At 62.2% G+C, this 18391-nt stretch carries 17 protein-coding genes; 4 read left to right on the top strand and 13 right to left on the bottom strand.

Translation table 11 applies throughout. From position 1 onward, the window contains the following. Positions 1-23: 23 nt before the first annotated feature. Together AC07OE_RS04695 and AC07OE_RS04700 are read right to left on the bottom strand one after the other, a co-directional pair. On the bottom strand, positions 24-2471 hold the full coding sequence (locus AC07OE_RS04695) for a putative bifunctional diguanylate cyclase/phosphodiesterase (protein WP_495069407.1): 2448 nt from the start codon (positions 2469-2471) through the stop codon (positions 24-26). A gap of 142 nt (positions 2472-2613) precedes the next feature. Continuing rightward, positions 2614-3114, bottom strand: coding sequence for a molybdenum cofactor biosynthesis protein MoaE (locus AC07OE_RS04700; RefSeq protein ID WP_495069408.1), 501 nt, complete (start codon positions 3112-3114; stop codon positions 2614-2616). A 262-nt stretch (positions 3115-3376) separates the two neighbouring features. Here AC07OE_RS04700 and dapA point away from each other — a divergent pair, with 262 nt between their 5' ends. Further along, positions 3377-4264 carry a 4-hydroxy-tetrahydrodipicolinate synthase gene (gene dapA, locus AC07OE_RS04705; RefSeq protein WP_495069409.1) on the top strand — a complete coding sequence of 296 codons (888 nt, stop codon included), beginning with the start codon at positions 3377-3379 and terminating at the stop codon, positions 4262-4264. On the opposite strand, the gene moaD is transcribed toward dapA, so the two are convergent. The 5 genes from moaD to AC07OE_RS04730 all read right to left on the bottom strand — a co-directional run bounded on the left by moaD (position 4251) and on the right by AC07OE_RS04730 (position 9872). Next, positions 4251-4502 carry a molybdopterin converting factor subunit 1 gene (gene moaD, locus AC07OE_RS04710; RefSeq protein ID WP_495069410.1) on the bottom strand — a complete coding sequence of 84 codons (252 nt, stop codon included), beginning with the start codon at positions 4500-4502 and terminating at the stop codon, positions 4251-4253. The two genes, dapA and moaD, sit on opposite strands and share 14 nt — an antisense overlap. After that, positions 4499-5749, bottom strand: coding sequence for a molybdopterin molybdotransferase MoeA (locus AC07OE_RS04715; RefSeq protein WP_495069411.1), 1251 nt, complete (start codon positions 5747-5749; stop codon positions 4499-4501). Before AC07OE_RS04715 ends, moaD begins: the two co-directional genes overlap by 4 nt. Positions 5750-5822: 73 nt before the next feature. Next, entirely contained in the window at positions 5823-7253 is a 1431-nt protein-coding gene (gene thrC, locus AC07OE_RS04720; RefSeq protein WP_495069412.1) for a threonine synthase, read from the bottom strand. Then, complete coding sequence (locus tag AC07OE_RS04725) at positions 7253-8575, bottom strand: homoserine dehydrogenase (RefSeq protein WP_495069413.1); 1323 nt, start codon at positions 8573-8575, stop codon at positions 7253-7255. The genes thrC and AC07OE_RS04725 overlap by 1 nt, the downstream gene beginning before the upstream one ends. Positions 8576-8645: 70 nt before the next feature. After that, a complete protein-coding gene (locus tag AC07OE_RS04730) occupies positions 8646-9872 on the bottom strand; it encodes a pyridoxal phosphate-dependent aminotransferase (RefSeq protein WP_495069605.1) in 1227 nt (408 codons plus the stop codon). 111 nt (positions 9873-9983) lie between these two features. On the opposite strand from AC07OE_RS04730, the gene AC07OE_RS04735 reads away from it, so the two are divergent. The 3 genes from AC07OE_RS04735 to AC07OE_RS04745 all read left to right on the top strand — a co-directional run bounded on the left by AC07OE_RS04735 (position 9984) and on the right by AC07OE_RS04745 (position 12836). Further along, positions 9984-10349, top strand: coding sequence for an Mth938-like domain-containing protein (locus AC07OE_RS04735; protein WP_495069414.1), 366 nt, complete (start codon positions 9984-9986; stop codon positions 10347-10349). Positions 10350-10503: 154 nt separating this feature from the next. Next, positions 10504-10980, top strand: coding sequence for a peroxiredoxin (locus AC07OE_RS04740; protein WP_495069415.1), 477 nt, complete (start codon positions 10504-10506; stop codon positions 10978-10980). A gap of 179 nt (positions 10981-11159) precedes the next feature. Continuing rightward, positions 11160-12836 (top strand): PhoH family protein, encoded by a 1677-nt coding sequence (locus tag AC07OE_RS04745; protein ID WP_495069416.1) that lies wholly within the window; start codon positions 11160-11162, stop codon positions 12834-12836. Between the two features lie 81 nt (positions 12837-12917). Here AC07OE_RS04745 and dnaB read toward each other — a convergent pair whose 3' ends face one another. The 6 genes from dnaB to AC07OE_RS04775 all read right to left on the bottom strand — a co-directional run bounded on the left by dnaB (position 12918) and on the right by AC07OE_RS04775 (position 18384). Further along, on the bottom strand, positions 12918-14327 hold the full coding sequence (dnaB, locus tag AC07OE_RS04750) for a replicative DNA helicase (protein ID WP_495069417.1): 1410 nt from the start codon (positions 14325-14327) through the stop codon (positions 12918-12920). A gap of 194 nt (positions 14328-14521) precedes the next feature. Further along, positions 14522-14974 carry a 50S ribosomal protein L9 gene (gene rplI / locus AC07OE_RS04755; protein WP_495069418.1) on the bottom strand — a complete coding sequence of 151 codons (453 nt, stop codon included), beginning with the start codon at positions 14972-14974 and terminating at the stop codon, positions 14522-14524. Positions 14975-14986: 12 nt separating this feature from the next. Next, positions 14987-15268: a 30S ribosomal protein S18 gene (gene rpsR, locus AC07OE_RS04760; RefSeq protein ID WP_029708819.1), complete on the bottom strand. Its 282-nt coding sequence runs from the start codon at positions 15266-15268 to the stop codon at positions 14987-14989. 16 nt (positions 15269-15284) lie between these two features. Continuing rightward, complete coding sequence (gene priB, locus AC07OE_RS04765; RefSeq protein WP_477891286.1) at positions 15285-15578, bottom strand: primosomal replication protein N; 294 nt, start codon at positions 15576-15578, stop codon at positions 15285-15287. Between the two features lie 22 nt (positions 15579-15600). Beyond that, complete coding sequence (gene rpsF, locus AC07OE_RS04770) at positions 15601-15966, bottom strand: 30S ribosomal protein S6 (protein ID WP_029708817.1); 366 nt, start codon at positions 15964-15966, stop codon at positions 15601-15603. A gap of 111 nt (positions 15967-16077) precedes the next feature. Beyond that, positions 16078-18384: a VC_2705 family sodium/solute symporter gene (locus tag AC07OE_RS04775; protein WP_495069419.1), complete on the bottom strand. Its 2307-nt coding sequence runs from the start codon at positions 18382-18384 to the stop codon at positions 16078-16080. Between the last annotated feature and the right edge of the window lie 7 nt (positions 18385-18391).

The raw sequence follows: 18391 nt of genomic DNA on the forward strand, positions 1-18391 counted from the left end.
CACTCTCCCTATCGTTTTTAAAGTTATGGCAAAAAAGGAACCTGTGCAGCACACCAGCGTTCAAATTCAGCAACCGGCATGGGTTTGGCCGCGTACCAGCCTTGGGCATAGTCGCAGCCCATGGAGCGCAGCAGCACCCATTCCTCGGCGTTCTCGGCGCCTTCGGCCACTACACTCAAGCCAAGGCGGTGGCCCAGGGCAATGGTGGACTCCAGCAGCGAGGCCTCATCGGTTCCGGCACGCACATTGCGCACAAAGGCGCGGTCAATCTTGAGCTCGGCCACCGGCATTTTTTGCAGATAGGCCAGCGAGGAATAGCCGGTACCAAAATCATCAATCGACAGGCTGAAGCCGGCACGGGTCAGCGCATTCATGACATCCAGCGCTGCGGCGGGGTCCTGCATGGCGCCGCTCTCGGTGATTTCCAAGCGAATGTCGGCAGGGTCGGCGCCGGTATCACGCGCCAGCGCGGCGACCCGCGCGGCAAACCCCAACTCGCCTAGGTCAAAGGTCGACAGGTTGACCGAAATCTGCAGCGGCCGGCCCTGGGCACGGTAATTGGCCACCATGCGCATGGCCTCCTCCAGCACCCAGCGCGTGAGCAGCGTGATGCGCCCGGTCTTCTCGGCAAAAGGAACGAATTCACCCGGCGGTATCAGGCCGCGGCGCGGATGCTCCCATCGCACCAGCGCCTCGGCGCTTTGCACGGCACCGTCTGCCAACCGGACCTTGGGCTGCAGATAGAGGCGCAGCTCACCAGCCTCCACGGCACGCTTGAGCTCGGAGAGCAGATCCAGGTCAGCGCGCTGGCTGGTCTCAAGCTCGGCGCGGTACTCCATCCAGTTCTTGTGTTGGGCGCGGCCAGCGTCCAGCGCAATCTCGGCATTGCGTAGCAGCTGCGCCATGGAAGGCTGGCTGGCCACCACCAAGGCCGCTCCCGCGGCCAGGGCGATATCCACGGCCTGCCCCTCAACCTCGGCCGGGTGATTGAACTCGTACTCAATTTCTTCCCGTACCGACACCAGCGTGAGCTGGTTGGGGTAGATCAGACAGAACTGGTCGGCATGCATGCGGCCCACGCGCGCCTTGGAATGGCTTTTGCACACCGCCAGCAGGCGCTTGCCCGCCTCCTGCAGGATGCGGTCACCCAGCGTAGGGCCCAGGGTTTCATTGATGGCGTGGAAGCGCTCAACATTGAGCATGAGCACGCAGGGCACATGGCCCTCATCAATGAGCAGTTGGCCGTACTGGCGTATGCCTTCACGGTTCAGCAGGCCCGTCAATGGATCGAAGCGAGCCATGCGCGCGGTTTCGCGCTGCAGTCGCAGCGTGCGCTCAGCAATACCGTAGCAAAAGGCGATGGGCAGCAGCAAAGTGCGTACAAAGTCAAAGGTAGAGCCCAAGGCCAGCTCCGTGGGCATGGGTTCGCGCAGCACGACGCTGTAGAGCAGGAAGGTGAGCCAGTAGGCGGCAATCGGGGTCAGGCCCAGCAGCAGGATTCCGCAGCCCCGCTCGCCAGTGCGCCAGCCACGCCAGTTGCCCGTCAACAGCACCAGAAAGTGCACGGGCACCAAGCCGTAGATCAGCACATTGGCCAGCCCTGGCAGCAGGTAGTGCATGGGGATCATGGCGGCGAACATCAGCGCCACGCCATACGCCACCTTGGTGGTGCGTGGGCTGTGCTTGGCAAAGCGACCAAAGCGCACGCTGAGCAAGACGGAGAGTACGCCCACAAGGTAGTTGAAGATCCAGGCGTTGAGCCACAGCGGCGAACTCACATTCAACACAAACGGCAGACCGCTCTTGGTGAAGATGGTGATGGACTGCAGCGTGGCATAGATGGCGTAAATGGCGTAGTTGGCGTCACGCAGGGTGATGCCGAAAAACAATGCCACCAGGGCGGTGGTAAACAGGAACACCGCGCCGCTGTGATTCAGCAGGTCTACGCCCTGCTCCTCCCGCAAGCTGTCCTCGGGCACTACGGCCTCCACCAGCAGCGTGCGTGCCAGCCCCGGGTAGGCCAATGCGCCTGCCGCTGGTTCAAAGCGGGCATACAGCGGAAAGGCTGCCGCGGCATCAGGGGTGAAGATGGCGCGCAGGCCGGTCACCAATACGCCACTGCTCTGGCCCAGCCGAAGGGCTTGGCCGAGCGGCTTGCCATGGGCATCGAATAAGGCGATATTGACGCGCTGCACATTGAGGTCGGCAAACGACAGCCGGTTCACGGCCTCCAGCGCGTGGCCCTGGGGCAAGCTAGCGATGCGGATCCAGCAGGAATGGTCTTGTGGGTCTACGGGGACCTTGCCGTCTTCGGCTGTAGTCCAACCTTCGCCACGGGTCTGGACAATCTGCGCGACAGTCAAGCCGTCGCAGCGGTAGTCCACGGCTAGCGCGGCACTCCAAACGCAGGCGCTCCACAGCGTGGCGACCACTGCAACACACCAACGCAGCCCACGTAGCCGGAAATCCATGTCCGCCCTTGTTGAATGAGAGATGAAGCTGGCCGCAAACGGACAATGCGCCAACACGCCAGCCTCGGAACATTGTAGAGGGCGCAGGCTGGATTTCGCCTGTTTTTGCGGCAGGGTTGCTACGCTTTTTGACGGATGGCGTTCAGGCGTTGCGCGCTTCTATGCCCCAACGGGCCAGGGCCGCATCGTCGCTCACGCGGGCGTCCACCCAGTGCGCGCCCTCAGCGGTCTGCTCCTTCTTCCAGAAGGGTGCCTGGGTCTTGAGGTAGTCCATGAGGAATTCGCAAGCCTGGAAGCTCTGGCCGCGATGCGCCGAGGTCACGGCAACCAGCACAACGCCGTCAGTTGGCCGCAACACGCCCACACGGTGCACGACGCGGGCACCCAGAATGTCAAAGCGGGCAAAGGCGGCGTCTACCATGGCCTCGATGGACTTTTCGGTCATGCCGGGGTAGTGCTCCAGCTCCATGGTCTGCACCGAACCTGCGGCACCGGGTACGTTGCGGTCGCGCACCGTGCCCACGAAGGTGCACACCGCGCCCACGCGCGGATCGCCGGCCTGCAAGGCGGCCACCTCCTCCGCCACATCGAAGGGTTGTTGCTGGATGCGGACACGGGCGGCTGAAATGGCGTCAGAGGGCATGACGCGATTGTGGCACCGTGCTAGCATGTGTCCATGTTTGCCTTCACCGTACTCTTTGCCACGGCCACTCTGGCCCTGGTGGGCGCACGCGCGGTGGCGGCCAGCAAATCCAAAAAACCCAAGCTCATTTGACCGGAGCTGCGGTTCCGTCCTCAGATGAGCGATGGAACTGCGAACAACACCCTTCCCCTGTTTTCCGCAACCCGCCGCGCAGCTGACGATGGTTCTTTCCATCGGTCTTGTTTCTGCAAAGGATGTTCGCGTGCACGCTACTGACGACACTTTCTCCGGCCTCTGGATTCCACTGGTCACGCCCTTCAACAACCACACCGTGGACCACACGGCCTTGCGCATACTGGTACAGCACTTGGTACCGCAAGGCATTGCCGGCATCGTGGTATGCGGCTCCACAGGAGAAGCTGCAGCGCTGGGCGCCGACGAGCAACTGGCTGTGCTGGATACGGTGGCGCAGGCGGCCCCGGGCCTGCCACTGGTGATGGGCCTGTCGGGCTACCACCTGCCCGACACGCTGGACTGGGTGCGGACCCTGCACCCACAGAAGCTGGCGGGGCTGTTGGTGCCAGCGCCCCACTACATCCGGCCTTCGCAAGCCGGGCTGGTGCAGTGGTTCAGCGCGATTGCCGATGCGAGTGCGCAGCCGGTGCTGATTTACGACATTCCCGCACGCACCGGCGTGCAACTGACCCTGGCCACGCTGCGCACCCTGGCGCAGCACCCCAACATTGTGGGTATCAAGGACTGCGGTGGAGACATGGCCAAGACACAGGCGCTGATTGCCGATGGGCAACTACGGGTGCTGGCGGGCGACGATCTGAATATCTTCGGCACGCTGGCGCTGGGTGGCACCGGCGCCATTGCGGCCAGCGGCCATGTGCACACGACGCACCTGGTGGCCCTGATGCAGCAGGTTGTGCGCGGCGAACTAGCGGCAGCGCAGAGGCGTTGGCGCCCGCTGCTGCCGCTGATTGAGGCGTTGTTTGCAGAGCCGAATCCTGGCCCGATCAAGGCACTGCTGGCACAACAAGGATTGATGCAAGCCGAATTGCGTGCCCCCATGACGGCGGCGTCCAGCACATTGACCGAGCGGCTAGTGATGCTCAGCGCCGAACTGGAGGCTAGCCCCCGGTAACGGGCGGAAAAAAAGCGACTTCGCAGCCGGGCGTGAGCGGCGCAGAGGCGGGGCTCATGACCTGGTCCAACGCCATGCGCACCGCGCGGCCGGGAGCCAGCGCATCCGCCCCGGCGCCACCGCGCGCCACCAGTTCGGCACGCAGGGCCTCCAGGGTGGCGGCCTGCGTGTCCAACTGCTCGGTCCCCGTGCCCATGGCCTCGCGCACCGATGCGAAGTAGCGCACGGTGACCTTCATGCCAGCAACTCGCTGAAGGGGATGTAGCGCACCGTGGCGCCATACGCAATGGGCTCCCCCGGTGGCGTGTCGACCAGGCCATCACCCCAGACGGCGGACGTCAACACGCCAGAGCTCTGGTTGGTGAACAGGTCCAACCCGCCATGGTCGTTACGGCGCACGCGCAGAAATTCGCGGCGTTTGTCGGCCTTGGGCCAGTCAAAATCTGCACGGGCAGCTATGCTTTTCATAGCAACGTCCGACACGCCCTGCAAACGCAACAGGAAGGGACGAACCAGCAGCGCAAAGGTCACAAAGCTGGACACGGGATTGCCCGGCAACCCCATGAAATGCGCGGCACCCACACGGCCGTGTGCAAACGGCTTGCCGGGCTTCATGGCAATTTGCCACAGGTCCAGCTGGCCCAGGGACTGCACGGCGGGCTTGATATGGTCTTCTTCACCCACCGAAACGCCGCCACTGGTCAGCACCAGGTCGTGGCTTGCAGCCGCCTGCTGCAGGGCATGCACGGTGGCGTCCAGTCGATCGGGCACGATGCCCAGGTCGGTCACCTCGCAACCCAAACGGCGCAACATGGCACTGAGAAAAAATCGGTTCGAGTTGTAAATGGCACCGGGTGGCATTTGCTCAGGTGGCACTGTGCCGGGCAGCACCAGCTCATCGCCGGTGGAGAACAATGCCACGCGTGGCTTGCGAACCACCTGCAGTTGGGCCATACCCACGCTGGCGGCCAAGCCCAGTTCAGCCGGCCCCAGGCGGGTGCCGGCGGCCAGCACTACGTCGCCACGGGCGACATCCTCGCCCGAACGCCGAATGTTTTGGCCCGGTAGCGGCATGCTGTGAACCTGCACGCGCGGCAGATGTGAGACATCGGGTGCGTCGAGTAGCGTGCAATCCTCCTGCATGACCACCGCATCCGCGCCCAGGGGCACTGCCGCCCCGGTAAAGATGCGGGCTACCGTGCCAGGCTGCAGCGGCGTACCCACACTGCCGGCGGCAATGCGCTGGGACACGGGCATGGCATCCCGTTCCGCCAGTAGGTCGTCCACGCGTACCGCATAGCCATCCATGGCGCTGTTGTCGCGCGGTGGCACCTGCAATCCCGAGACAATGCGCTGCGCTAGCACGCGACCATCAGCATCGCCGGTAGGCACCACCTCCGTCTGGGCCAGGGGTTGCACGGTCGCCAGCAACCGGGACAGCGCATCGTCCAGCGGCAACAGAGGTTTGCGGAGTGCGGTGGACATACTGGTATTTGCTATGAATTCAATAGCTGCTAGCACCTATTGCACGGGGGCTAACAGTCATTTTTCTGTTTTATCAATATCCGCACTCGGCGGCAATCAAGGCCTGGATGGCGGCCAAATCAGCATCCATCACCTTCACGCGCTTGGGCAAGGCTTCGATGCCGTTGAACTTGGCGGGCCGCTCGGGCTCGCGGCCCAGGGCTTCGACGATAGTGGCGGCGAACTTGATGGGCAGCGCCGTTTCCAGCACCACCATGGGCACACCCGCCTCGCGGCGCTCCAGCGCCACCTTCAGGCCGTCCGCCGTGTGGGTGTCGATGACCATGCCGTGGCGGCTCCAGGTGTCCTTGATCGTTTGCAGGCGATCTGCATGGACGCTCTTGCCGCTGACAAAGCCATAGCGGCTGGCAGCCTGGGCGAACACGGGGTCGGCACTCAGGTCAAACTGGCCGGTCTTGGACAGGCCTTCGCCGAACAACGCCTTGGTGCGTGCGCCATCGCGGCCCAGCAGATCGAACACAAAGCGCTCGAAGTTGCTGGCCTTGGAAATGTCCATGGACGGGCTGGAGGTCTCGTGGGTGTCGGCCGTACCGCGCACGCGGTACACGCCGGTGCGGAAGAACTCGTCGAGCACATCGTTCTCGTTGGTCGCGACCACCAGCTTGGCGATGGGCAGGCCCATCTGGCGCGCCACGTGGCCCGCGCAGACGTTGCCAAAGTTGCCGGATGGCACCGCGAAGCTGACCTTCTGGCTGTTGGCGTCCGTGGCCTGGATATACCCGGCAAAGTAGTACACCACCTGGGCCAGCAAACGTGCCCAGTTGATGGAGTTGACGGTGCCAATCTTGTATTTGCGCTTGAATTCCAGGTCGTTGGAGACGGCCTTGACGATGTCCTGGCAGTCGTCGAACACGCCGTTGATGGCGATGTTGTGGATATTGGCGTCCTGCAGGCTGAACATCTGCGCCTGCTGGAAAGGGCTCATGCGGCCGTGCGGGCTGGTCATGAAGACGCGCACGCCTTTTTTGCCACGCATGGCGTATTCGGCCGCGCTGCCGGTGTCGCCACTGGTGGCACCCAGGATGTTGAGCTCTTCGCCACGGCGGCCCAGTTCGTATTCGAACAGGTTGCCCAGCAGCTGCATGGCCATGTCCTTGAAGGCCAGCGTGGGGCCGTTGGACAGGGCTTCGATCCACACACCGTCTTCCAGATGGCGCAAGGGCACGATCTCGCCCGTGCCAAACACCTCGGCGGTGTAGGTCTTGGCGCACAAGGCGCGCAGGTCGGCGGCGGGAATGTCGTCGATGTAGAGCGACAGGATCTCGAACGCCAAGGCTGCGTAGCCTTGCTGGTGGTAGACGGTGCGCCATTGCTGCAGCATGGCGTCGCTCACCTGCGGGTAGGCCTCGGGCAGGTACAGGCCGCCATCGGGCGCCAGGCCTTCGAGCAGGATTTCGCAAAAGCGTTTGCGGTCAGGGTTGCCGCGTGTGCTGAGGTAACGCATCAGTTCAGCTCCTCTTTGCGGATACGGGTGATGGGCGCCAGCACCGTGGGCAGGGCCTGCATCTGGGCGATGGCCGCGTCCATCTTGGCCTCGGCACAGTCGTGCGTGAGGATGATGACGTCGGTCTGTGTGCCGGCTTCGCCGCTGATCTCGTCGGCTTCACGCTGCAGCACCGCGTCGATGCTGATGTTGGCTTCGGCCAGGATGCCGGTGACCTTGGCCAACACGCCGGCTTCGTCCGCCACGCGCAGGCGCAGGTAGTAGCTGGTCACCACCTCGCCCATGGGCAGGATGGGCGTGTTGTTCATGGCACCGGGCTGGAAGGCCAGATGCGGCACGCGCTGGGCTTCGTCAGCGGTGTGCAGGCGGGTAATGTCCACCAGATCGGCAATCACGGCGCTGCCCGTGGGCTCGGAGCCCGCGCCCTTGCCGTAGTACAGCGTGGTGCCCACGGCGTCACCGTTGACGACCACGGCGTTCATGGCGCCTTCCACATTGGCGATCAGGCGCTTGGCCGGGATCAGCGTGGGGTGCACGCGCAGCTCGATGCCATTGGCCATGCGCTTGGTGATGCCCAGCAGCTTGATGCGGTAGCCCAGTTGTTCGGCGTACTTGATGTCGGCCGATGCGAGCTTGGTGATGCCTTCCACATGCGCCTTGTCGAACTGCACGGGAATCCCGAAGGCGATGGCCGACATTAGGGTCAACTTGTGCGCAGCGTCCACACCTTCGATATCGAAGGTGGGGTCGGCTTCGGCGTAGCCCAGGCGTTGCGCTTCTTTCAGCACCACGTCAAAGTCCAGGCCCTTGTCGCGCATTTCACTCAAGATGAAGTTGGTGGTGCCGTTGATGATGCCGGCGATCCACTGCACGCGGTTGGCCGTCAGGCCTTCGCGCAGCGCCTTGATGATGGGAATGCCACCGGCCACGGCGGCTTCAAACGCCACCATCACGCCCTTGGCAGATGCGGCCGCAAAAATTTCGGTGCCATGCACGGCCAGCAGCGCCTTGTTGGCGGTGACCACATGCTTGCCCGCGGCAATGGCTTCGAGCACCAGTTCTTTGGCCAGCGTGTAGCCACCAATGAGCTCCACCACGATGTCGATGTCGGGGTTGCGGATGATGTCGCGCGCATCGGCCACCACCTGGGCCTTGCCGCCCACGATTTCTTGCGCCAGCGCGGTGTTGCGGCGCGACACCATGGTTACTTCGATGCCACGGCCGGCGCGGCCCTTGATTTCTTCCTGGTTGCGCTGCAGGACATTGAACACACCGCTGCCCACGGTGCCCAGGCCCATCACGCCCACTTGTATCGGTTTCATAATTTCTTCAGGTAAAAAGGCTTCTAGCCCGCGTCAACGCTACGCGAGCAGCTATCAAAATCAGAGTGAGTCAGCCGGCGTTGCGGACACGGTACTGCTCCAGGAACTTGGCGATGCGGCCAATGGCTTCTCGCAGATCGTCCTCGTGCGGCAAAAACACAATGCGGAAATGGTCCGGCTGTTGCCAGTTGAACCCCGTGCCCTGCACCAGCATCACGCGGGTCTCGCGCAGCAGCTCCAGGAAGAATTGGCGGTCATCCGCGATGGGGTACACCTTGGGATCCAGCTTGGGGAACATGTAGAGCGCGGCCTGGGGCTTCACGCAGCTCACGCCGGGAATGGCTGTGATCAATTCATAGGCCAGGTCGCGCTGGCGGCGCAGGCGACCGCCTTCACAGACCAGGTCATTGATGCTCTGGTAGCCGCCCAGCGCGGTCTGGATGGCCCACTGGCCCGGCACGTTGGAACACAGCTTCATGTTCGAGAGCATGTTCAGGCCCTCGATGTAGTCGGTCGCGTTCTTCTTGTCGCCCGATACCACCAACCAGCCGGCGCGGTAGCCGCAGGAACGGTAGCTCTTGGACAGGGAGTTGAAGGTCAGCGTCAGCACATCTTCAGAGAGGCTGCCCAGTGCCGTGTGCTTGATGCCGTCGTACAGCACCTTGTCGTAGACCTCGTCGGCCAGGATCACCAAACCATGTTCGCGCGCGACGGTGATGATGCCCTTGAGCAGCTCATCGGAATACATCACGCCCGTGGGGTTGTTGGGGTTGATGACCACAATGCCCTTGGTGCGCGGCGTGATCTTGGCGCGAATGTCGTCCAGGCTGGGCATCCAGCCATTGGCTTCATCGCACAGGTAGTGCACCGGCGTACCGCCCGACAGGCTGGTGGCGGCCGTCCACAGCGGGTAGTCGGGCATGGGCAGCAGCAGCTCGTCGCCGTCATCGAGCAAGGCGTTGGTGGCCATGGTGATGAGTTCGCTGGCGCCATTGCCCAGGTAAATGTCGTCCAGCGTCACGCCCTTGATGCCCTGCTGCTGGGTGTAGTGCATCACGGCCTTGCGCGCCGCAAAAATGCCCTTGCTGTCCGAATAACCCGCCGAGTTGGGCAGGTTGCGGATCATGTCTTGCTGAATTTCCTCAGGCGCATCAAAACCGAACACCGCCAGGTTGCCCAGGTTGAGTTTGATGATCTTCTGCCCCTCGTCCTCCATCTGCCGCGCCGCGTCCATGATGGGTCCGCGGATGTCGTACAGCACGTTGGCAAGCTTGGCAGATTTCTGAATGGTTTTCAAAGGCCCTCCGGCGGTCTTCAGCATGGGGTGAAACCTATAATTTGACCACAGTTCCGCTGCGCAGCAGCCTCGCCGCCGCCCGCGCCTACCCCAAACACCCGCACACCGCCCATGAAACTTTTGCCCGATGCCTTGCAAGGCCCGTCCATTACCGGTTACGGCCCGGGCTGGGTATCAGTCAATGGCCAGCAATACACCACCAGCGTCATCGTGAGCAGCGATGGTCCGGTGCGGCCCTGGAGTTGCACCGCCTTCGAAGAGCTGGACACGAGCCACTTTGAAGAATTAGCCGCCCTTGCGCCCGAGTTGGTGCTGTTTGGCAGCGGTGCACGCATCCAGTTTCCCCGGCCCCAGTGGCTGGCGCCCCTGTACAGCCGGCGCATCGGGCTGGAGACCATGGACACCCAAGCCGCCTGCCGCACCTTCAACTTCCTGGCCGGGGAAGGCCGCAAGGTGGTGGCTGCGCTGCTGTTATAGGGATACCTCTAGCGTCTCCAGGGTTCGGAGGAAGGTTTTCAGAGTAAAATCACGGGTTGCGGTCTGGGGCGACATTCGCTGTCACGTTTGACGCCCTTCACTACGACTGACAAGCCCGGCTTACCGGGCTGCAACACCGAGACTGAAACTGCTTATGGCCATCGTTGTCAACAAACCCCTGCCCGAATTTGAAGCCAACGCTACCGGCGGCATCAAGGTGACCAACACCTCCCATGTCGGCAAAACCATGGTGCTGTATTTTTATCCCAAGGACAATACCCCTGGCTGCACTACCGAAGCCATGCAATTCAGGGACAAATACAAAGATTTCGTGAAAGCCGGCGCCGAAGTGTTTGGCGTGTCCCGCGACAACATGAAATCACACGATGAGTTCAAAGCCAAGCTGGAACTCCCCTTCGAGCTGATCGCCGATACCGAAGAAAAAATGTGCCACATGTTCGGCGTGGTCAAAAACAAGATCATGTACGGCAAAAAGGTCAAGGGCATTGAGCGCAGCACCTTCCTGGTGGGTGCCGATGGCCTGCTGAAAGAAGAATGGCGCGGCCTCAAGGTACCGGGCCATGTAGACGAAGTGCTCAAGGCCGTGAAAGTGCTGAAAAAAGCGGCATGATTTTCCTGCCTGTTGTTTTGGTGCACACCAAAGCAACAGCGTCACGGCACTCATGCATAATGAATTCATGCCGTTGAACGTCGCAACCGCGCTCCCACAAAAAGCCGCCTTGGCTCAAGGCGGCTTTTTCGTTTTTACGGCTACGGTTTTTTATATTCCACTCTCTGCGAGCCCACTCCATGCCATTGCCTCCCGCCCCGTCCAAGCGCGCCGATCGCCTGACTGCCAAAGACTTTGACGCTCCCGCACGTGCCACAGCCCGCCCTGTGCGCAAGGCCCAGCAAGTCGAGACACTTGCCGGCGCAGCCCCCGTATTGAGTGAAAAACCCACCGCGAAAGAATCCACCAAACGGGGTCAAACCTCTGCGCTGACGCACACGCCGGTCAGCACCCCCGTGGTCGTGGCAGCACCCGTGGCCGCCAAAGCCACGGCGCCCACGCGCCGCATCAAACGCACCGGGCCCAGCGGTCCGAGCAAGCTGTTTGTGCTGGACACCAATGTGCTGCTGCACGACCCCATGTGCCTGTTCCGCTTTGAGGAACACGACATCTACCTGCCCATGATCGTCCTGGAAGAGCTGGACGGCCACAAAAAGGGCATGACCGAAGTGGCGCGCAACGCCCGCCAGACCAGCCGCACGCTGGACACGCTGGCGGGTGCGCCCGGCGCGGACATTACGGCGGGTTTTGAGCTCAACAGCACGGGCCACAAGGATGCCGGCGGCAAGCTGATGTTCCAGACCCAGCCGCTGAACTACACCCTGCCTACAAGCCTGCCCCAGGGCAAGGCGGACAACCAGATCCTGGGCGTGGTGGAGGCCTTGCGCCAGCACTATGCGCCGCGCGAGGTGGTGCTGGTGTCCAAGGACATCAACATGCGCGTCAAGGCCCGCGCCCTGGGCCTGGCCACCGACGACTACCAGAACGACAAGACCTTGGAAGACGGCGACCTGCTGTACTCCGGTGCGCTCGCCCTGCCCTCCGACTTCTGGGCCACGCATGGCCAGGGTGTGGAAAGCTGGCAGCAAGGCCCGCACACCTTTTACAAGGTGGACGGCCCTGTGGTGCCCAGCATGATGATCAACCAGTTCGTCTACTTCGAGTCTCCCGGCGAACCCAGCCTGTACGCCCGCGTGACCGAGATCCGCGGCACCACGGCGGTGCTCAAGACGCTGAAGGACTTCAACCACCTGAAGAATGCAGTGTGGGGCGTGACCACGCGCAACCGCGAGCAGAACTTCGCCATGAACCTGCTGACCGACCCCGAAGTCGACTTCGTCACGCTGACCGGCACGGCCGGCACTGGGAAAACGCTGATGGCCCTGGCCGCCGGCCTGACCCAGGTGCTGGATGACCGCCGATACACCGAAATCATCGTCACCCGCGCCACCGTGAGCGTAGGTGAAGACATCGGCTTCCTGCCCGGCACCGAAGAAGAAAAGATGGGCCCATGGATGGGCGCGCTGGACGACAACCTGGAAGTGCTGGGCAAGACCGATACCAGCGCGGGCGAATGGGGCCGCGCCGCCACCAACGAGCTGATCCGCAGCCGCATCAAGATCAAGAGCATGAACTTCATGCGCGGCCGTACCTTCCTGAACAAGTACGTCATCATCGATGAGGCGCAGAACCTGACGCCCAAGCAGATGAAGACGCTGATCACCCGTGCCGGTCCGGGCACGAAAATCATCTGCATGGGCAACCTGGCACAGATCGACACGCCCTACCTCACTGAAGGATCCTCGGGCCTGACCTTTGCAGTGGACAAGTTCAAGGGCTGGCCGCACGGTGGGCACATCACGCTGGCACGCGGCGAACGCTCACGCCTGGCGGACTTTGCCAGCGAAGTGCTATAAATTAAATAGCTGCTGGTGCAATGCTGACGGGGGGTAGAAGCCGATTTGGCTTCTACCCCCCGTTTTTATGGGGAATCCTGATCAGTAGTCGTCGCCACCGCCGCCGCTGTAGGCCAGGTTCTCGAACTTGGTGAAACGGTTCATGAACGCCAGCTTCACCGTGCCTGTGGGGCCGTTACGCTGCTTTGCAATGATGACCTCGGCCACGCCAGGCTCCTTGCATTGGTCCTTGGTGTAGTACTCGTCGCGGTAGATGAACATGATGATGTCCGCGTCCTGCTCGATAGCGCCGGATTCACGCAAGTCACTCATCATGGGGCGCTTGTCAGGGCGTTGCTCCACCGAACGGTTGAGCTGCGAGAGCGCAATCACCGGGCATTTCAGTTCCCGCGCCAGCATCTTCAAGCCCCGGGAGATTTCACCCAGCTCGGTGGCGCGGTTTTCACCATCGCTGCTGCTGCCACTCATGAGCTGCAAGTAATCCACCACGATCAGGCCCAGCTGGCCGCACTGGCGTGCCAGGCGGCGCGCATTGGCACGCACCTCACTGGAGTTAAGACCTGCGCTTTCATCAATGTGCAGTGAAATGGTGCGCAGTTTCTCGATGGCTTCCGAGAGGCGCGGCCATTCGTCGTCGGTGAGCTTGCCGGTGCGCAAATGGCCTTGGTCGATACGACCGATGGAACCCACAATACGCACCGCCAGCTGGGCCGCGCCCATTTCCATGGAGAAAATGGCGACCGGCAGGCCTTCGTTGAGGGCCACATGCTCGGCAATGTTGATGGCCAGTGCCGTCTTGCCCATGGAGGGGCGCGCCGCCAGCACAATCAGGTCCCCAGCCTGCAGGCCGGCCGTCATGCGGTCGAAGTCAATAAACCCCGTGGGCACCCCCGTCACGTCATTGGGGTTGTCGGCCATTTCCTGCACACGGTCCAGCAGATTCACCACCAGCGAATCCATGGCCTGGAAGCCCTGTTTGTTGCGCTTGCCGGCTTCACCGATGTTGAAGATCTTCTGCTCGGACTCGTCCACGATCTCGGACACCGGCCGCCCCTTGGGGTTGAAGGCGTTGGTGGCAATCTCGTCGCTGGCGCTGACCAGCTTGCGCAATATGGAGCGGTCGCGCACGATCTCGGCATAGCGGCGGATGTTACTGGCGCTGGGCACGTACTGGGCTAGCGAATTCAGATAGGCCAGTCCGCCCGTTTCCTCCGCCTTGCCCTGGCTTTGCAAGTGCTCAAAGACCGTGATCACATCGGCGGGCTTGTTGCCGTTAATCAGCGCGCCGATGGAGGCATAGATCAGGCGGTGCTCATAGCGGTAGAAATCGGTGTCGACCAGAATGTCACTGACCCGGTCCCAGGCCTCGTTGTCCAGCAGCAACCCGCCCAATACGCTGGATTCGCCCTCGATGGAGTTGGGCGGCACCCGCAGTTGGGCAACTTGGCGGTCGGTATCGAAGTTTTCGCTGGCGGACAGTACGGCGGACATTGGTGGTTTCCTTCAAGCCTTTGATCTTACGTCGCGGACACGCGGGCGTGGGAGGACAAGGCTGGGAGCAAGCTGTGGGCAAGTTGTGTAAATAAGGGGATAACCGCCCCCAAAGCACAAAAGCCGCCAGGGACCAGCCCCAGCGGCTTTTGCGAAAGGGCGCACCCCGTATCGGGGCGCACCTCAAAGTGCCATTAAGCGGTTTCGCCGTACACGGACACGGTGATGTCTACCACCACATCGGTGTGCAGAGCCACGCTCACGGTGCTGTCGCTCACGACCTTGATAGGGCCATTGGGCATACGGATCTGGGACTTGGCAACCTTGTAGCCACCCTTGACCAGCTCTTCAGCGATGTCGTAGTTGGTCACGGAACCAAACAAACGGCCATCCACGCCGGCCTTTTGGGTCAGCTTGATGGTGGTACCACCGAGCTTTTCACCCAAAGCCTGGCTTTCAGCCAGCTTGGCAGCGGCTGCTTTTTCGAGCTCAGCGCGCTTGGCTTCGAACTCTGCCTTGGCAGATTCAGTAGCGCGACGGGCACGGCCGGAGGGGATCAGGAAGTTGCGTGCATAGCCATCTTTGACCTTGACGATTTCGCCCAGGTTGCCGAGGTTCACGACCTTGTCGAGCAGAATAATTTGCATGGTCGGGGCTCCTTAGATCTTGTGCTGGTCGCTGTAAGGCAGCATCGCCAGGAAGCGAGCGCGCTTGATAGCGGTGTTCAGTTGGCGCTGGAAAATAGCGCGAGTGCCGGTCAGGCGTGCGGGAATGATCTTGCCGTTTTCAGCAATGAAATCACGCAGCGTGTCGATGTCTTTGTAGTCAATCTCTTCCACACCGGTCACGGTGAAGCGGCAGAAGCGCTTGCGCTTGAACAGCAGGGATTGCGTATTGCGCTTGGGGCGCTTGTCTTTGTTGAAACGTTTTGGTCCGGGCATGATGGACTCCTAAAAATTAGTCTTGCAAAAAATCTTGAATGTGAAACACGAGTGACTTGCCTTGGCGTGCATTGGCGAGAAAACCACTGAACTTCCAGACACTGCCGATGGCCTGCTTTGCAAGCCGCTCCGCCAATGTGCCGAAAGCCACCGCCTTCACCACCACCTTCACGGTTCGCTGGCCCCCTGCTTCCTCCACTTGCGACTCATGTTCGAGCCGCAAATTCAGAGCGGGTAAACCGGCTGGCGTGTAACGCATGGACTCGACCTCTGCGATACAGGCGCTTAAAACCAGTGAGTTGGCTTGCACTCCTTTTCAGGCAAATGCGTGTTTACGCCTGGTACTCGGCCTGTTGGGCCTTGCGCGCGTCTTCACGTTCCACGGTCTTCATCATGGAAGAAGGGCCGGTTTCGGCTTTTTTCTTCAGCACGGTGAGGTGGCGCAACACGGCGTCGTTGAACTTGAACGCATGTTCCAGTTCGGACATCACAGCCTGGTCGGCTTCGATGTTGACGCACAGGTAGTGGGCCTTGGCCAGCTTGTTGATCATGTAAACCATCTGACGACGGCCCCAGTCTTCAACACGGTGCACCTTGCCACCGCCAGCGGTGATCATGCCCTTGTAACGTTCCAGCATCGCGGGAACTTGCTCGCTCTGATCCGGGTGGATCATGAGGATGATTTCATAATGACGCATTGATACTCCTTGAGGATTTCCCGGCATTCGCATCTCTGCATGCCGGTCTGAGTGAAAGCTGCCCCCGGCGTCTAAAACGGGGTGCAGCAAGGCGAAGCCCACGATTATAGCTCAGCCCAGCTCGGGTGCCAAATCCCGGTCTGGCAAAGGCTCTGGACGGGTCACCCAACTCAGCACCACCCCCGCCGCAAAACCGGCCAGCACCCCGAACACGCCCGCCGACACGGGCTGAATGCCCCACCACAGGCCATCGCCCGTCAGGCCCAACGTCTGGCGCAGTCCGGGCAAGTTCACGCCCATGTAGTACACGGTGACGCCTAAACCGGCCAGCATGCTGCCCACAGCGCCAGCCCGCGTCATACGGGGCCAGAAAATGCCCAGCACCATGGCCGGCACAAAGGCCGCCCCGGCGAGTGAAAACGAGGCCGACACCAAGTACAAAATGCCTGCCGGCCGCCGCGCCGCCGCATAGGCCGCCACCAGCGCCACCACCAGCAGCGCAAATTTGGACCACATAACGCGGCGCATGGCCTGGGCCTTGTTGCCGCTGCCCTCGAAATACACATCGTGGGCCAGCGCATTGCCAATGGTCAGCAGCAGACCGTCGGCGGTGGACAAGGCTGCGGCAAGCCCGCCAGCGGCCACCAGCACCGACACCACATAGGGCAAACCGCCAATCTCCGGCGTGGCCAGCATCACCAGATCGGCTCCCACGCGCAGTTCGGCAAATTGCAGGATGTGGTCACCATTTACGTCCGACAACGTCAGTAGCGTGGGGTCACGCGACCACTGGGCAATCCAGCCGGGCAACGCGTCCATGGGCTGGCCCACCAGGTGCGCCATGACCTCGTACTTGACGAGCACGGCCAGCGCGGGGGCCGACAGGTACAGCAGGGCAATGAACACTAGCGACCACGCCACGGAGCTCCGCGTCTCCGCCACTGAGGGCGTGGTGTAGTAGCGCGTGAGCAGGTGCGGCAACCCCGCCGTGCCAACCATGAGGCAGAACATCAGAGCCAGAAAATTCAGGCGCGAGGTCTGGGTGTCCTGCGGTGTGTCCCCCACTCCGCCCGGCTTGCCCACAAAAGGCTGCGAATGCAGGGGCATGCCACCCAGTGGCTGCGCGCGCTCCAGATTGTCGGCGCGTGCCTTGGTCCAGCGCTCACGCGCTGTTGCGGCGTCTCTGGGCAATGTGGCCAGCTCATGGCGCAGCGCTTGGGTCTGCGGGTTGTCGGCCTTGGTTTCGCCCAGGGCACGCAGGCGCTGGCGCAGCGCCTGCCGGTCCTGCTGCAGCGCTTCGTCCACGTTCTGCAGCTTTCGCTCCAGCGCTGCAGCCCGCTGGGCATAGATGGCAATCACCTCCTGCTCGGCAGGAGAGTTCAGGATCTGCTGCTCCAGCGCCGCAATTTTTGGCAGTTGCTGGCCGTAAGCCAAGGGTGCCAGCGGATTGCCCGTCTGCTTGTACGACAACCAGGACACGGGAATCAGGAAGGCCAGGATGATGACCACGTACTGGGTCACCTGCGTCCAGGTGACGGCCCGCATCCCCCCCAGAAAGGAACACACCAGCACGCCGCCCAGGCCCAGCAAAATGCCGATCTCGAAGTTCACACCCGTCAGGCGCGAGGTAATCAGGCCCACGCCATACAGCTGCGCCACCACATAGGTGAAGGAACACAACACCGCAGCGAACGCGGCCAGCATGCGCGGCCAGCGGCCACCGAAACGCACCGCAAAGTAGTCGGGCACGGTGTAGAGGTTCATGCGCCGCAAATAGGGCGCCACCAACAGCGCCACCAGACAAAAGCCGCCCGTCCAGCCCAGTACATAGGCCAGGCCGCCGGGCTGCCCCCCTGTCCCCGAAAATCCCTGCAGATACAAACCACCTGCCAGGCTGATGAACGAGGCCGCGCTCATCCAGTCCGCCGCAGTTGCCATGCCGTTGTAAATGCCGGGCACGCGGCGCCCGGCCACGTAGTACTCGTTGGCATCAGCCGTGCGGCCTACCACGCCGATCACGGCATACATCAGTAGAGTTGCGGTCAGAAAGATGCCGCCTACCCACGGCTTGGACAGCTCGAACTGCTCGCCGACGGCCAACGCCCCCAGCAACAGCAGCAAAGTCGCCAAGTAGACGCCAAAGCGCGTGTGCAGGGTGCGCGTGTAGCGGCCATAGGCCACGGGGTCAAACGTGGGAGCCTCGGTTTCGCGCCGGTTGGCGCGCCAGGCGAAAACCACCACGATGGCAATAAACACCAGCATGGCACCCTGGGCCGCAAACCAGAAGCCTACGGGCCAGGACAGCAGCTCCCACTGCAGATCCCGGGCGAAGAACACGGCACCAAACGACACGGCAAACCACAGCGCCAGCAACCCTGCATGCAGGTGCCAGCGGCGTGTGGCTTGCGTGCCGGCCATCAGGCCA

Source organism: Rhodoferax sp. GW821-FHT09E07 (assembly GCF_059416145.1).

Coding starts and splice junctions, on each gene's coding strand:
- AC07OE_RS04695 (WP_495069407.1), bottom strand. CDS start 2,471: ATGGATTTCCGGCTACGTGGGCTGCGTTGGTGTGTTGCAGTGGTCGCC.
- thrC (WP_495069412.1), bottom strand. CDS start 7,253: ATGCGTTACCTCAGCACACGCGGCAACCCTGACCGCAAACGCTTTTGC.
- dnaB (WP_495069417.1), bottom strand. CDS start 14,327: ATGTCCGCCGTACTGTCCGCCAGCGAAAACTTCGATACCGACCGCCAA.
- rpsR (WP_029708819.1), bottom strand. CDS start 15,268: ATGCCCGGACCAAAACGTTTCAACAAAGACAAGCGCCCCAAGCGCAAT.
- rpsF (WP_029708817.1), bottom strand. CDS start 15,966: ATGCGTCATTATGAAATCATCCTCATGATCCACCCGGATCAGAGCGAG.
- AC07OE_RS04735 (WP_495069414.1), top strand. CDS start 9,984: ATGAAACTTTTGCCCGATGCCTTGCAAGGCCCGTCCATTACCGGTTAC.
- rplI (WP_495069418.1), bottom strand. CDS start 14,974: ATGCAAATTATTCTGCTCGACAAGGTCGTGAACCTCGGCAACCTGGGC.
- AC07OE_RS04725 (WP_495069413.1), bottom strand. CDS start 8,575: ATGAAACCGATACAAGTGGGCGTGATGGGCCTGGGCACCGTGGGCAGC.
- AC07OE_RS04715 (WP_495069411.1), bottom strand. CDS start 5,749: ATGTCCACCGCACTCCGCAAACCTCTGTTGCCGCTGGACGATGCGCTG.
- moaD (WP_495069410.1), bottom strand. CDS start 4,502: ATGAAGGTCACCGTGCGCTACTTCGCATCGGTGCGCGAGGCCATGGGC.
- AC07OE_RS04775 (WP_495069419.1), bottom strand. CDS start 18,384: ATGGCCGGCACGCAAGCCACACGCCGCTGGCACCTGCATGCAGGGTTG.
- AC07OE_RS04745 (WP_495069416.1), top strand. CDS start 11,160: ATGCCATTGCCTCCCGCCCCGTCCAAGCGCGCCGATCGCCTGACTGCC.
- AC07OE_RS04700 (WP_495069408.1), bottom strand. CDS start 3,114: ATGCCCTCTGACGCCATTTCAGCCGCCCGTGTCCGCATCCAGCAACAA.
- AC07OE_RS04740 (WP_495069415.1), top strand. CDS start 10,504: ATGGCCATCGTTGTCAACAAACCCCTGCCCGAATTTGAAGCCAACGCT.